Origin of the sequence: Capnocytophaga sp. oral taxon 329 str. F0087 (assembly GCF_000213295.2) — a bacterium.
In the GTDB taxonomy this organism is placed as follows: Bacteria; Bacteroidota; Bacteroidia; order Flavobacteriales; family Flavobacteriaceae; genus Capnocytophaga; species Capnocytophaga leadbetteri_A.
Map to the genome: position 1 here is coordinate 79,556 of NZ_KN389987.1, position 15,221 is coordinate 94,776.

A 15,221-nucleotide genomic window follows, 5' to 3' on the forward strand; every position below is an offset into this window, starting at 1 on the left:
TATGGGGTTCTCTTTCAAATTAGAAGATTATTTTGCACCCAACGTGCTGGGGCTACCATTCCTAATACCCTTTGCACTTACCTTTGCTATCATAGTCTGCATAGTTGAAGTAGTATTGGGGGTAATGCTATTAGTGGGCTACCAAAAGAAACTAACGCTGTGGTCGCTGCTGGCTATGCTCATTTTCTTTGGTTTCCTAACTTTCTATTCGGCTTATTTCAACAAAGTAACAGATTGCGGTTGCTTCGGCGATGCCATCAAATTCACCCCTTGGCAATCATTTACCAAAGACATAGTGTTATTAGTAGCTGCCCTCATCATCTTTTTATGGGGACAGGACTATATAAAGCCCATCAGCAAAGGCAAACTACCTCTATATATCACCCTACTATCGGTAATTTTCTGCAGTATTTTTGTATATTATGTATATAACCACCTGCCTATCAAAGATTTTCGCCCTTATAAAATAGGCACAAGTATTCCAGAAGGAATGAAAATACCAAGTGGAAAAATCACTTACTATTGGACGGTAAAAATAGACGGCAAAGAGCAGAAAATAATTAATAACGGACAGGTGCCCAAAGACAAGAACGGCAACTATGCCGAAGTGGTGAATGTAAAAACAGAAGTGCCCGAAGCGCCTATACACGATTTCTACATTTGGGATAAGGAGGGTGAAAATTATTTTGACGATTACATTTGGAAAGACAAGTTGCTTTTGGTAGTATCTTATCGTTTAGATCGCGCTAACGAAGACGCTTTTAAGACAATAAAACGCGTAACTGATGAGGCACTCAAAGGAGGGTATACTGTTATTGGTTTAACCTCGCAGTTAGAAAAAGCCCCTTACATAGTTAAGAAGTACGAACTCAATTTCGATTTCTATTACAACGATGGCACTACGCTCAAAACAATAATACGTTCAAACCCTGGGTTGGTAAAAGTTTCAAAAGGAGTCATCAAAGACAAGAAGCATTATAACGATGCAACTGATTTAAAATTAGCAGAGTAGGTAACGAGCTAATCGGCAGAAAAGATGATTTGGAAAAAAACGAACGAAGATTTTCAGCATTATTTGCGGTTACAACGTGGATTATCCGAAAACACGGCGGTATCCTACGGGTTAGACATTGAGAAACTGATTCAGTATTTAGAGAAGTACAATATTACCGAAACGCCTAACAATATAGGCGAGGACACCTTGCGACAATTTGTATACGAAGTAGGAAAAGGACTCAATGCTCGCTCACAAGCACGACTTATCTCGTCTTTAAAAGGCTTTTTCAAGTATATGATGTATGAGAAAAACCGCGAAGATTTCCCTATGGAGATTATCGAGAGTCCTAAGATAGGTATGAAACTACCCGACACGCTTTCCCTGCAAGAGATAGATGCCATGCTCGCTTCTATAGACCTTAGTACCGAAGAGGGACATCGAAACAAAGCTATTATTGAAACATTGTACGCCTGCGGACTGCGTGTGTCCGAATTGGTATCACTACGCCTGTCAGACCTTTTCTTTGAAGAAGATTTTATAAGGGTAATGGGTAAAGGCAGCAAACAGCGACTTATCCCTATAGAGCATTATACCCAAAAGCAAATAAGTCATTATATTGACAATCAGCGAAAGTCACTAAAAATAGCCAAAGGGAATGAAGATTATGTATTCTTAAATCGAAGGGGAAAACAGCTCACACGAGCTATGATATTTACGATAGTACGGCAGGTGGCAGAGAATATTGGGCTGAAGAAGAAAATAAGCCCGCATACGTTTCGGCATTCGTTTGCCACACATTTATTGGAGAATGGTGCGAACCTAAGAGCTATACAAATGATGTTAGGTCACGAGAATATTACCACTACTGAAATTTATGTACACGTAGAAAAAAGTTATTTAAGAGAAGTGTTAGAGAAATTTCACCCTCGCCAAAAGATGAGTCTTACCCAATAAGCCGCTTCGTCATCACTCTAAAAAGTATCTATATTTGTTGAGTGAAGCCTCATCTTTGCGCAAGTGTAGAGGTAATAGTTGGGTTAAAGGTCTTCAAAATCAAGAGAACGATAGCTTCTGTTAGGTGTAGCCTCTACTTCATTCAATCCCTCAGCATAATATTCTCTTTTGAAGTCACGTTGATGGCGTTCAGAAATAACTTCTTCGCCTCGTTCGTCAAACACATAAGTGGTCATTTCATTCAAAATATCTTTGAACAATTCAAAATCTTCTTTGTAAAGATAAATTTTGTGTTTCTTGTAATGAAAAGAGCCATCATCGTGTGTAAACTTCTTACTTTCTGTGATTGTAAGATAGTAATCATTGGCGCGCGTAGCTCTTACGTCAAAAAAATAGGTACGCCTACCAGCTCTTAAGACTTTCGAGAAAATCTCCTCGGTGTCTAAAAAATCTTTTTCTTCCATTGTTCGTACGTGTATTAAATTATTCGAGGACAAAATTCTTTATTTTCTACGAATAATACAACAGTTTTGGCTATTTTTTTTAGTCTCACCTATATTATTTAGTATAATTTTAACAATTAAGGTAATAATTTAAGGCCAAAACATAAAATTATTAAAACACACCTTTTATTATAGAAAGTTTTAGAATATAAGTTTGTCGGTAGTTGAATTATTTTTTTTGGCGATAGTTAATGGTTAATCAATAATTATTTTGTACTTTTGCCGATTGAGATTATATCACTTTTTAATACTAACGAACAATGAGTTGCAATACTTGCACTTTTAATCATACAAAAGACTCTCATAACAACTGTAGTACCAACTGTGGGGCACGGAGTTTTGGGAGCGTAAAGCTATCGGTATTCGACTGGCTGGCTAACACACAACTTCCTGGTGGTCAGGAGTTTTTTGATTGTGTTGAAGTCCGTTTTAAGAATAGCCGAAAAGAGTATTTCAGAAACACCGAAAAACTCCCCCTGCAAATGGGTGATGTGGTAGCTACTGAAGCCTCATCAGGACACGACATAGGGGTGGTGAGCCTTACCGGAGAGTTAGTGCGCTCACAAATGAAAAAGAGGCGCATCAGTTGGGAAAACGAAGGTCTTCCTAGAGTGTATCGCAAAGCTAATCAGCACGATATAGACGTGTGGCAGCAATCGCGAGATAAAGAAATAGAAGTACAAAAGCAATCGCGCGAACTAGCTATCGCTTTAGGTCTGGAAATGAAAATATCAGATGTTGAGTTTCAAGGCGATGGCTCTAAAGCTACTTTTTACTACACTGCTGAAGGGCGGGTAGACTTTCGCCAGCTTATCAAAGATATGGCAAGGGCTTTCTCTGTGCGTATAGAGATGCGACAAATAGGTTTCCGACAAGAGGCTGCCCGCTTAGGGGGGATAGGTTCTTGCGGGCGCGAGTTATGCTGTGCTACTTGGCTAACCGATTTTAGAAGTGTATCTACTTCAGCGGCACGTTATCAACAATTATCGCTAAATCCTCAAAAATTAGCAGGACAATGCGGCAAACTGAAGTGTTGTTTAAACTTCGAGTTAGACACCTACCTCGATGCACTACAAGACTTCCCTCGTACTGACACCAAGCTAAACACCCAGCGCGGTACTGCCAGCTGTCAGAAGATAGACATCTTCAAACGATTAATGTGGTTTACCTACGATGAAAACCCTATTACTTGGCATAAACTATCAGTAGATAGTGTAAAAGAAATTATTGATCTCAACAAAAAAGGCGAAGAGATTGAGGAATTAGAAGAATACGCAATAGTAAGCGACCTTTCTTCACGCAAAAACGCTTCGGGCTACACTGATATGGAGTTAACTCCTATAGAAGAAGACAGTATTACTCGTTTTGACACTCCTAAGCGCAAGAAAAAACGCAATAACAAGAAAGGAAATAAAGAAAAAGAGGCTCTCCCTAAGGAAGAGGCAGCTAAAAATGAGCCAAAAGCTGAGGCTGAAGCAGAACGCAGCAATAAAAAACCTAAAAAAATACCCAAAAATGTGAATAAAGCAGCAGAGCTAAAACGTACGGGCGAAGGGGTATTAAATGCTGCTACTAAAGAAGTAAAACTACCTATAGAACCACCACAACCACAGGCTAATGCTACCCCTCAGCAGGCTAAAAAAATACCTGCTCCTGAGGCAAGTAACAATAATAAGAGAATGCAACAAAAGCAAAAGATGGCAGGAAAGAAACAGCAAAACCCTAATGTGCGACGCAACCTCGACCCTTTTGCTAATAAGGTCAATAAGCCCAAACAATCTAATAATGAGAAATCAGAATGAGAATACTAATAAGTTTGTTATTTATAGGCTTGCTATTAGGTTGTAGCAACGGGGTAGAATACAGCGAATATGTATCGCTACCTGATGGCTGGCAAGCCCATCAGCCCATTGCTTTTCATTTAGAAACGCAAGACACCGTAACTAAGAAAAACCTCTTTATTATGATTCGCAATGATGCTCATTACGAATTCAGCAACCTATTCATTATCACTAAGATGGAAATCCCTCATAGCGATAAGGTTATCGTTGATACCTTAGAGTACGAAATGGCAACCCCAGAGGGAAAATGGTTAGGCGACGGCTATTCAGCGGTAAAAGAAAGTAAATTATGGTATAAAGAGCAATTTACTTTCCCTGCTAAGGGCAACTACAGCATCAAAATAGAACAAGCAATGCGTAAAATAGGTGAAAACAATGGCGTACAACAGCTCAAAGGTATTACAGAAGTAGGCTTGAGAGTAGAAAAAAGCGAAAAACAATGAAAAAGAAAATCAATCCAGTCATAAAATGGTTTTGGGGTTTATTTGCTGCTGCAATAGTAGGTGTTTTACTGCTTTTTGTAGCGGCATCAGTTGGTTTGTTGGGCGAGATGCCCGACTTTCAACACTTAGAAAATCCCGAAACAAACTTAGCTACCGAAATAGTAACAGCCGATGGCAAATCGTTAGGTAAATTCTACTTAGACGAAAACCGTACCCCTATAAAATTCAAAGATTTACCCAAGCATTTAGTTGATGCGCTTATCGCTACCGAAGATGAGCGTTTCTACGAGCATTCTGGTATTGACATACGAGGTACGATACGCGCTATGGTATACTTAGGTAGTAAAGGTGGTGCTTCTACCATTTCGCAACAGTTGGCCAAACAGCTCTTCCACAAAGAAAAAACCAGAGGGATAGCCCGTTATACCCAGAAGATAAAAGAGTGGATTATTGCTACCCGCTTAGAAAAGCAGTACACCAAAGAGGAAATACTAACGATGTATTTCAACATCTACGACTTCAACAACAATGCCGACGGAATACGTTCAGCAGCCAAAATATATTTCGATAAAGAGCCTAAACAACTAAAGATAGAAGAAGGAGCGATGCTGGTCGGAATGTTCAAAAACTCAGCTCTTTACAACCCTGTGAAAAACAAAGAAGGGGTAACTAATCGCCGCAATGTAGTACTTGCTCAAATGGCAAAGAATAACTATTTAACCCAAGAGCAAAAAGACTCACTACAGCAGTTACCTCTGAAGATAAAATACACTCCCGAAAGCCATAATGATGGTATAGCTACTTACTTCAGAGAATACCTCCGTAGCTATATGAAAACGTGGGTAAACGAAAACCCCAAGCCCGATGGCACTAAATACAATCTCTACTTAGATGGACTAAAGGTTTATACTACTATAGACTCTAAAATGCAGATTTATGCTGAAGCAGCAGTAAAAGCACATATGAAACAGCTTCAAAAGGCTTTTGATGCTGAAAACAACCGAAAGAAAAATGCAACTTATCCTTTTGTAAAAGTTACCAAAGACGAATACAACAACCTGATAGAGCGCGCAATGAAGAACTCAAATCGTTGGATACACCTAAAATACTTAGGCTATTCAGAAAAAGAGATACGCGAGAGCTTCAATAAGAAAGTAGAAATGCGTGTATTTAGCTGGAAAGGCGAGCGCGATACTGTAATGACTCCCCGCGACTCAATATTATACTACAAAGCCTTTTTGCGTACCGGTATGATGTCAATGGAGCCTCAAACAGGGCATATAAAAGCGTGGGTAGGCGGCATCAACTACAAGCATTTCCAATACGACCAAGTAGCACAAGGGGCACGACAAACGGGCTCTACCTTCAAGCCTTTCGTATATGCTACCGCTATAGACCAATTGCACTACTCACCTTGCTTAGAGCTTCCTGACATTCAGACTTGTATAGAAGCTGGCAAATATGGCAATGTACAAGCGTGGTGTCCGCGCAACTCCACCGGCAACTTCTCTGGCAAGATGATGACCCTAAAGGCAGCCTTAGCAAACTCAATAAACTCTATTACGGTAAATCTAATGGATAAGGTAGGACCTGTACCCGTAATCAACTTAGTGAAGAAGTTAGGTATCACCTCAGAGATGCCCGAAATGCCTTCTATAGCCTTAGGTACTGCCGATGCCACAGTACTGCAAATGGTAGCTGCCTATGGTACTTTTGCTAACGAAGGGATATATGTGAAGCCGGTATTGGTAACTCGTATTGAAGATAAAAATGGTACCGTACTATTCGAAAATACCCCCGAAACACACGATGTAGTAAATGCTGAAGTAGCTCGTGCGGTAGTAAATCTATTAGAAGGGGTAACCCGCTACGGTTCTGGTGCCCGCCTACGTACCAAAGGAGCTGATAGTTACAATGCAATTTATAAGAATGTAATGACTGGCTACCCTTACCAATTCACCAACCCTATAGCAGGCAAGACAGGTACTACCCAAAACAACAGCGATGGGTGGTTTATAGGTATGGTACCCAACCTTGTAACAGGCGTATGGGTAGGAGGCGAAGACCGTGCTATACACTTCCGCACTACCGCCTACGGACAAGGAGCTACAATGGCACTTCCGGTATGGGGTTATTATATGAAGAAATGCTATGCTAATAAAGATTTAGCCATATCAAAAGAACCTTTTGCAGCACCTCAAAACATACAAATACAGATAGACTGTAGTAAAGAAAAAGAGGACGACCCAACAGGCATAGATTTTGATTTTTAATAAGGGATAATATTGTTATTTTTAAAACTTTGCTAAAGTATAAAGCTTTGGCAAAGTTTTTTTTGTAATACAAAATTCATAATTACGATGAAAAAGATAATTGCATTTATTACTTTGTTAGTAGCTTCAGTATGGGCTGAGGCTCAAACTACCACCGAAATCAGCTTACTGCCTAACGAAAAATGGTGGGGCGGCTTCACTGGATTAGGCTATATGATGCCTTATCAAGCATCTAAGCGTGTGTACAACCTGCGCACCGAAAACTTCAATAACCAGTCAGTGCCCTACCTGCTGTCTAACAAAGGTAGGTATATAGCTGCTGATACCCCCTTTGCCTACCAATTTCAAGAGGGAAAGATACTCATCACGCCATCGCGCGGCACCGTGAGTTGCCAGAGCAGCAAAGGTGACAACCTAAAGAGTGCCTATCAGGCAGTAAGCCAGCGGTATTTTCCTCCTTCAGGTACTATTCCTCCTGAAGTATTCTTTACTAAACCTCAGTACAACACGTGGATAGAGCTCATCTATAACCAAAATCAAAAAGACGTATTGGCTTACGCCCAAGCTATTATTGATAACGGTATGCCTACCGGCGTGATAATGATAGACGACAATTGGCAAAAAGACTACGGTGTATGGCAATTCCGCCCTGATAAATTTCCTTCACCTAAAGAAATGATAGCTAAACTACACCAAATGGGTTTTAAAGTGATGGTGTGGGTATGTCCGTTTGTATCGCCTGACAGTCAGGAGTATCGTTTTTTGCGCGACAAAGGCTATTTAATAAAGAAAAAAGGTTCGCATACCCCTGCTATTCTCGATTGGTGGAATGGGCTGAGTGCTTGTTATGACCTTAGCAACCCCGATGCTTTCAAGCACTTCGTAGGTGAACTACAACAGCTACAAAAAGAATACGGCATTGACGGTTTTAAGTTTGATGCAGGTGACCCTGAACGTTATTTGGCTGAAGCTATAGAGGTTTTCGACCAAAAATCTTACGACACCGAGCAAACCTATTTATGGGGAAAATTAGGCTTAGCCTTTCCTTACAACGAGTTTCGCGCTTGCTGGAAACTCGGCGGACAGCCCTTAGTACAACGTTTGGGCGACAAGAGCTATTCGTGGGACGGAGTGGCGCGCTTAGTACCCGATATGATAGCCGCAGGGCTAAACGGCTATGCCTATGCCTGTCCTGATATGATAGGAGGTGGCGAATACGGTAGTTTTCTGAATGTAGACCCTACCAAATTCAATCAAAAACTTATCGTGCGGTCGTGTCAAATACACGCTATGATGCCTATGATGCAATTCTCTGTAGCCCCTTGGCGTATTCTTTCCAAAGAGAACTTAGACATCTGCATAAAATACGCCAAATGGCACGAGCAGCTGGGTAGCTACCTCATCGAGCAGGCAAAACAATCGGCTAAAACAGGCGAACCTATAGTGCGCAGTATGGAATACGCTTTCCCAAATCAGGGGTTTGCTGACTGCAAAGACCAATATATGCTGGGCGATAAGTATTTAGTGGCTCCCATAATAACCGAGAGCGACACCCGCACCGTTAAACTCCCAAAAGGCACTTGGCGCGATGACCAAGGCAAAAAATACAAAGGCGGCAAGACCTACACCCTACAAGTCCCTTTAGACAGACTTCCTTATTTTACTAAAGAATAAAACACCCACAAAATCCCTCCTACCAGAAAAAAGTTCTTTTTATACCTTCCCTTTACTTTGGATATATAAAGGATATAGCTAGACCGAAGGAAGACCGAAAAAAGAGCAAAGTATAACCGTCTAATAAACCTACAAAAATCAGAAAAATATCCTACACACTATAAAAAGTCTCAGAGTAAAGAAAAAAAGAACCTTACAAAAACAAAGTTTAATAAAACTTTAACAAAAATTTAACAATGGGGGGGGGGTAAAATGTTTACCTTTGCAGCGTAATATTAAAAAATATAGACAAATGGGACTCTTAGACAAGAACATTACCATCACTTTTCTCGAAGGCAAAGTGCCTTTGGAAGATTTATTCGAGTTACTAAAAGAAAAACTCGGCAGTAAGTATGAAGTAAAATTCCTTAAAAAAGGCAATGCAGCGGCTCAGTTTTTAGGCACTGGCAGTGCTGAAGACCGTATCTTCATCGCTAAAAATGCTTACCACCGCACCCTTATCACCACCAAGTATGCCCCTATGACTGACGATATGAGCCGCGAAGATACTTATCTCGGCTTCGACCGCAGCACTATGAAAGGCTGGCTAAAAATGCTCTACTCGCAAGGCGGCTGGATTGGGCAGTGGATTATCAGAACCATATACGGCAGCAATCAAGAGTTTGACACTGATATACTTGATGCTATCAACAGCAAATACCCTGTTCAGCAAAAAGACCAAAATGTAGGTATTTCGGCTTTGTGGAAGAAGAATAATTAATTTAAAACCTAAATAATTCAGTATGAAAAAAGTTACTATTTTAGCTGCTATGGCTATCGCTGCTATCAGCTTAACCAGCTGCGACTGGCAAAGTGCTGTACACAGTATCGCTGATAGCGCAATGGGCAAAGAAAAGCCCGATTACGATTACAATAAAGGTGTAGTAGGTAGCGAAGCAGGCGACTATGACGCTGTTTATCAAAAAATATTAGAAAAACACAATATTTCTAATGATACCCTCGACCTTTACAAAGTGAAAAGCGAGTTCAGCAAGCCCGCTTATTGCACTGTAATAGCTGAAGGATTAACAGACAAAAGCAAGAACCTTATAACAGGCTACAATGCCTCTTACAGCAAAGACAACTTGCACTACCTAAGTAGTGGACAGATGGTGATAAAAACCAGCGAAGGCAAACGCGCTAAGTATGATGATTACAAAGAAATCCTCTTTTCTTACGCCGATGTTAAGCCTCTTATCGACAAAGTCCCTGACCTTATAAAGGGAGTAAAGGAGAAAGAAAACGGTGCTGAAACCTACGTTCGCAGTTGGGAAATTCAGAAAAACCCTAAAACTTTAGCTTTCGAGATAAAGATAAACACTATCGGTAATGACCCTACTAAAGTAATTGGCAAAACTTACCATTTCGATGCTCAAGGCAACCCTATTAAATAACAAAAGAAGTAATAATTAAAAAAGATTCAAACAATGAGAAAGCTCACATTCCTCGCAGGCGCACTTATCGCCTTAGTACTTACCGCTTGTGGCAAAAAAGCCCCTGTATTGTACGACAAAGAAGGTTTTAAAGAAACTATTGCCCTTTTTAACGACTCTCCCGTAAAGGACAAAGAGTTCCTATTAGTTTATTTCCAATCAGAGAAAGCATTGGAAGACAACACCTTACACTTCGGTAGATTTATATACCCTGACAACGACAAAATGGTAAAACAAGAGTTCAACTTCCCCAAAGAATGGAAAGATGCTACTGCACTTGACAACGTGAAAAAAGAAGGAGAATTCTTTAAACTAAAAGACATCAACACGGATAAAGTAGTAGAAAAGGTAAAAGAAGGTATCGAAAAATTCAAAGATGAATTTCCTGACTACGAAAACTTCAATGTCTCTTGTATCTTTTTGGAAAGCGATGGCACTGCAGGAGGCTATAAAGTAGGTTTCAGAATGGAATTTACTGAAATAGGAAAAGGAAAATCTTATCAAAGGATAGGTCGGAAAAGAACTGTTACTACTACCTATTACAGGGTGTTAGCAGAGCAAAAAGACGGTGAATGGACTTTTGAATCAGAGGAAAAATAATGACACTAACAGACGCTAAACAGCTCGTACTACAAGAGTGCGAACGCGAAAAGAAAATTACAACGCGCAACCTTATTATTGTAGCCGTATTGGCTATAATAGGGGTTGCGCTCCTCGCTATATTTGCCCTACCTATTTTGGGCAAAATGATGAACAGTGCCGAAGGTATTCCACCGCAAATTAAGTACATTTTGCCTATAGCGGTGATTGCCTCTGTTTACTACCCCCTAATGCGTGCTCGTGCTATCTTTGGCAGGAAGCAAAAAGTAGAAGCCTTTTTCAGCCTTGTACAAGCGGGAAAAGAAGTGCACTTTCATCACGAGTTAGAGACTTATCTCACTGTGATACCTTTAGGAAAAATAAAATATCAGTTAGACCCTATCACTCGTATTTACGTATCGATTGATAATCAGCAATATGAATTGCCTATACAGAAGTATCGCGCAGCAGACCTAAAGCGCGTATTAGAGCAACCCCAAAATATGGGCACCTATAATGAGGTGATGAAAGAGCTGTATAACAAGACTGATGACACAAAGGCTGCTAAAATAACCCCTGAAGAAAAGATAACCCTAAAACCTGTAGAAGAGTTTCACTCTTTTGCCGAAAAAGAGTTTGGCACAGAGCTTGCGGCTATGGAAAAAGGGCGTAGTGTGAGTAAGAACACCCTCTATATGCAAATAGCCTTTGCGGTTGCCCTAATGGGTACTATTGCCTATTTAGTACTATCGGGCACCCTATCAGTAGGCAGTTCAAACTATATCTTTATCATCTTAGCGATTATGATAGGAGGTAGTTTTTTATGGACGATGTTCACCAAACGCTATATGCAAAGCAGGCTAACAGGCACCACCGATTTCACGCAAGTAAAGAAGAAAGTATTTAGTAAAGTAGTGCAGTATATCAGTCCTCAGTTTCAATACTTTGAAAACGGACATATAGGCATTGCTGAGTTTATAGACTCGCTACTATTTAAGTTTGAGCGTTACACCCTAAAAGGTGGCGACCAAATAGTAGGGCATTATAATGGTATTCCTTTCCAATCGTGCAACCTAATGGTCACTTTCCGCCCTAACATGCGTAATGAAAAAGAAGGTGATGATGTAGTGTTTTACGGCAATTTCTTTGTAGCGCGCTCGCCTAAGACATTCGAGCACCCTATCGTAGTACGCCCCGTGAAAGGTTTCTTTAGCGATTTCAACGATAATGCTATCAGCACTTACCTGAACTATGGTGGGGAGCGCATACGTTTAGAAGACCCTGAGTTTGAAAAGCAGTTTGAAGTGTATTGCGATGACCAAATAACGGCGCGCTATGTGCTTACCCCTGCCTTTATGCAGCGACTCAAAAAGCTAAACGAGCGACACAAAGGGCAAGTATACTTTGGTATCAACAAGAACAATATCGTGATTGCTACCAATGAGGGCAACTCACTAATGACAGTGGGCAGTTCGCCAGCGGCTATGCTCTTTCAGAAGATAGACCTACCTATGGTAGAGAGCGTATACCGCGAACTGGTAGAGCAACTACAGATGATAGACACTCTTAAATTAGTTGATAATTGATAATTCAAAATTCATAATTAGTTATGATGTATATGATTATAGGGGCAGTGGTAGTACTGCTGCTCCTTTATATAGCAGGAGTATTCAACGGCATAAGCAAGCGCCGCAATCAGATAGAGAATGCTATCTCGTCATTAGATGCGCTTTTCATACAGCGTGCCGAGCTAATGCCCAACCTAATAGAAACAGCTAAGCAATATATGGCTTTTGAGAAGGAAACACTCACCAAGATAGCCGAATTGCGCAAGCCTATCAACCTCAGCGACATCACTGAGAGCGATAACCCTTATGCTGGCACCGACTCAACAGGCGTTGCCCTTAAAGCATTTATGCTACAAGCAGAGGCGTACCCCGAATTGGAGAGCAACCAGCAGTTTAACTACCTGCAACGGCAGCTCACCGAGTGCGAGGAGCAGTTATCAGCTGGCAGGCGTTTCCTAAGTGCTTCTATCACTGATTATAACGATGCTATAGTGGTATTCCCGAAAAACCTTATAGCCAACGCTTTTGGCTTCAAAAAATACCAATGGCAATACGCCACTACTGAGCAGCGCAAAGCTGTAGATGCAAAAGCACTTTTTAACAATTGATAATTGATAACCCTCAATTATCAATTGTTAATTGTGCTATATACTTTCCTTCCTTTTCTTCAATAGTATACTGATGCCTTTCAGGGTAAAGAAGCGTTAGCCGTTTCTTCAGATTATCAATTCCTATCCCTGAGCTATACAAACTCTCTTGTGTAGGGATTTTTGTATTCTCACTTCTGAATATTATGGTATCCCCTTCTACTCTTAGGCTAAACGATAAAGTTGTAGTAGTTGTGGTCGATACGCCGTGCTTAAAAGCGTTCTCTACCAAACTGATGAATAGCAAAGGGGCTATGGTAAGCTGCGGCACTTGTTTGGGGAAATCTACCTGCACTGTAGTTTTATCTGTCAGGCGTAGCTGCATTAAGCTAATGTATTGTTGCAAAAAATCTACTTCTTCTGCTAAGCTAATCTGCTTTTGGTCGCTGTTTTGCATAAAATGACGCATCAGTTTGCTAAGGCTATGTACGCTCTGCTGTGCTTTTTGTGGGTCGAACTCTATAAGCGAATAAATATTGTTAAGCGCATTGAAAAAGAAATGCGGTTGCAGTTGGTATCTCAGCTGCGTAAGGTCAGCTTGTAGTTTGTGCGCTTGAGCTTCTTTCTGAGCTATTTCCAAAGAAAAGTTCCGTTGGGCATAGCGTATTGCCATTGAAAAGACTACCGGCAATAAATTCGACAGAAAATCAAAATAAACAAAAGCGTGGAAAGGAGGCATATGGCGTTTGCCTTTGTGGAGGGCAAAGTACGAAAAAAGCTCGTATTTGCTGTATGATACGCATAAAATGAGTCCCACCACCACCAATACAAAGAAAAGATACCGCTTTTTAAACCACAGTTTATCGATAAGCCAAAAATAGCAGAGATAGAACAAAAGCATCAAAAAAGGTAAGGATGCTAACGAACGGTAAAGCGCCTCCTCAAAGCGTTGATTGCCTTCGGAGATAAAGATAAGGGCAGGCATTATAAAAACGACTGCCCAAGAGGCTATGTGTGTTAGGGTTTTCATTTTATTCGTATCTAAGGGCGCTAATAGGTTCTAACTCGGCTGCTTTGCGAGCAGGATACCAACCAAAGAACACCCCTGTAATGGTACATACTAAGAAGGATATTACAATAGAATACAAGGTGATACTCACAGGCCAGCCTATGAACAGCGATACGCCTACAGTAGCTAATAAGCCAATCACTACCCCTAATACACCCCCAGTGATACTAATAAGCACCGACTCGATGAGGAACTGTGCCAAAATATCCTTACCCTTAGCCCCAATAGCCATACGCAAGCCTATTTCCTTAGTGCGCTCTTTTACCGATACGTACATAATATTCATAATACCTATACCACCTACGATAAGCGAAATACTAGCAATAGCTACTAATAAAATAGTAAGCATCTCGCTGGTAGAGCTAAACGTACTGATGAGTTCTTGTTGCGAAAACACATTGAAATCATTCTCTTGTGTAGCCGAAAGGTTATGCGTGCGCTCCAAAATCTTCTTTACTTGGTTTACGGCATTCTCCGACTGACTTTCATCTATTACCGAAGCCACAATACTCTGCAAGAACGTTTGCGCCAAAATACGCTTTTGTACCGTAGTATAAGGGGCGATAATTACATCGTCTTGGTCTTGACCAAAGTTGCTCTCGCCTTTTTTGGTAAGGATACCAATCACTTTAAAAGGGATATTCTTAAAACGTATAGTTTGCCCAATAGGGTTTTCGCCATTAGTAAAGAGGTTCTTAGCCACTGTTTGCCCTATAACAGCTACCTTAGAAAAATTAGTAATCTCATCTTCACCAAACATACTCCCTTCAGCCACACTCCACTCGCGTATGGGCAAATATTCGGTATTCACGCCATAGATAGAGGTAGGCCAGTTATTGCCCCCTGCTATACTTTGTCCGTTGCCACTTACTACAGGCGATACATATTTCAGTAGAGTACCTTCTTTTTTAAGGGCTTCGTAATCCGTCATTTTCAGCGATTGCATATCGCTCATACTCATACGCACCCCGCCCATCATACCCGCACCCGGACGGATATTGAGCATATTAGTACCCATTTTAGAGATATTCTCCTTGATGCTCTTTTTAGAGCCCTCGCTAATGGCAAGCATTGTTATCACCGAGCCCACCCCAATGATGATGCCCAGCATCGTAAGCATAGCCCTTGTTTTATTGAGCAAAAGGGCACGCCACGCTATTTTAAAAAGGTTTTGTATATTCATAATGTTAATTAGCAAATTAGAAAATTAGCAGATTGGCAAATTCTGTGAGACTAGAAAGGTTCTCCTATAATACGGGTT

14 protein-coding genes are annotated in these 15,221 nt (G+C 40.8%); 11 read left to right on the plus strand and 3 right to left on the minus strand.

All coding sequences use genetic code 11. The features are described from left to right. Both HMPREF9074_RS01995 and xerD read left to right on the plus strand, forming a co-directional pair. Nucleotides 1-1,012: BT_3928 family protein (locus HMPREF9074_RS01995; protein WP_034539525.1), on the plus strand; the 1,012-nt coding region annotated here is incomplete at its 5' end. Nucleotides 1,013-1,039: 27 nt separating this feature from the next. Further along, nucleotides 1,040-1,951, plus strand: a complete 912-nt coding sequence (xerD, locus tag HMPREF9074_RS02000; protein WP_034539542.1) for a site-specific tyrosine recombinase XerD — start codon at nt 1,040-1,042, stop codon at nt 1,949-1,951. Nucleotides 1,952-2,034: 83 nt separating this feature from the next. Here the strand turns inward: xerD and HMPREF9074_RS02005 are convergent, their stop codons facing one another. Then, nucleotides 2,035-2,415 (minus strand): PUR family DNA/RNA-binding protein, encoded by a 381-nt coding sequence (locus tag HMPREF9074_RS02005; protein WP_009388784.1) that lies wholly within the window; start codon nt 2,413-2,415, stop codon nt 2,035-2,037. Nucleotides 2,416-2,714: 299 nt separating this feature from the next. Between HMPREF9074_RS02005 and HMPREF9074_RS02010 the strand changes: the two genes are divergently transcribed. The 9 genes from HMPREF9074_RS02010 to HMPREF9074_RS02050 all read left to right on the plus strand — a co-directional run bounded on the left by HMPREF9074_RS02010 (nt 2,715) and on the right by HMPREF9074_RS02050 (nt 12,912). Beyond that, nucleotides 2,715-4,256 (plus strand): PSP1 domain-containing protein, encoded by a 1,542-nt coding sequence (locus tag HMPREF9074_RS02010; RefSeq protein WP_009388790.1) that lies wholly within the window; start codon nt 2,715-2,717, stop codon nt 4,254-4,256. Next, nucleotides 4,253-4,738 (plus strand): gliding motility lipoprotein GldH, encoded by a 486-nt coding sequence (locus HMPREF9074_RS02015; protein WP_009388799.1) that lies wholly within the window; start codon nt 4,253-4,255, stop codon nt 4,736-4,738. The genes HMPREF9074_RS02010 and HMPREF9074_RS02015 overlap by 4 nt, the downstream gene beginning before the upstream one ends. Then, nucleotides 4,735-7,011 (plus strand): penicillin-binding protein 1A, encoded by a 2,277-nt coding sequence (locus tag HMPREF9074_RS02020; protein ID WP_009388800.1) that lies wholly within the window; start codon nt 4,735-4,737, stop codon nt 7,009-7,011. Before HMPREF9074_RS02015 ends, HMPREF9074_RS02020 begins: the two co-directional genes overlap by 4 nt. Before the next feature lie 87 nt (nt 7,012-7,098). Continuing rightward, entirely contained in the window at nt 7,099-8,685 is a 1,587-nt protein-coding gene (locus HMPREF9074_RS02025; RefSeq protein ID WP_009388801.1) for a glycoside hydrolase family 31 protein, read from the plus strand. Nucleotides 8,686-8,977: 292 nt separating this feature from the next. Beyond that, entirely contained in the window at nt 8,978-9,445 is a 468-nt protein-coding gene (locus tag HMPREF9074_RS02030; protein ID WP_009388803.1) for a hypothetical protein, read from the plus strand. A 22-nt stretch (nt 9,446-9,467) separates the two neighbouring features. After that, complete coding sequence (locus tag HMPREF9074_RS02035) at nt 9,468-10,118, plus strand: hypothetical protein (protein ID WP_009388810.1); 651 nt, start codon at nt 9,468-9,470, stop codon at nt 10,116-10,118. Nucleotides 10,119-10,151: 33 nt separating this feature from the next. Further along, nucleotides 10,152-10,757, plus strand: a complete 606-nt coding sequence (locus HMPREF9074_RS02040; RefSeq protein ID WP_009388812.1) for a Dabb family protein — start codon at nt 10,152-10,154, stop codon at nt 10,755-10,757. Further along, entirely contained in the window at nt 10,757-12,322 is a 1,566-nt protein-coding gene (locus tag HMPREF9074_RS02045; RefSeq protein ID WP_009388814.1) for a DUF3137 domain-containing protein, read from the plus strand. The genes HMPREF9074_RS02040 and HMPREF9074_RS02045 overlap by 1 nt, the downstream gene beginning before the upstream one ends. Nucleotides 12,323-12,345: 23 nt before the next feature. Next, the gene (locus HMPREF9074_RS02050) at nt 12,346-12,912 is read left to right on the plus strand and encodes a LemA family protein (protein ID WP_009388816.1); all 567 of its coding nucleotides are present in this window, start codon (nt 12,346-12,348) and stop codon (nt 12,910-12,912) included. 13 nt (nt 12,913-12,925) lie between these two features. Here the strand turns inward: HMPREF9074_RS02050 and HMPREF9074_RS02055 are convergent, their stop codons facing one another. Beyond that, entirely contained in the window at nt 12,926-13,921 is a 996-nt protein-coding gene (locus tag HMPREF9074_RS02055; protein ID WP_009388818.1) for a sensor histidine kinase, read from the minus strand. A gap of 1 nt (nt 13,922) precedes the next feature. Next, the gene (locus HMPREF9074_RS02060; RefSeq protein WP_009388820.1) at nt 13,923-15,143 is read right to left on the minus strand and encodes an ABC transporter permease; all 1,221 of its coding nucleotides are present in this window, start codon (nt 15,141-15,143) and stop codon (nt 13,923-13,925) included. Nucleotides 15,144-15,221 lie beyond the last annotated feature (78 nt).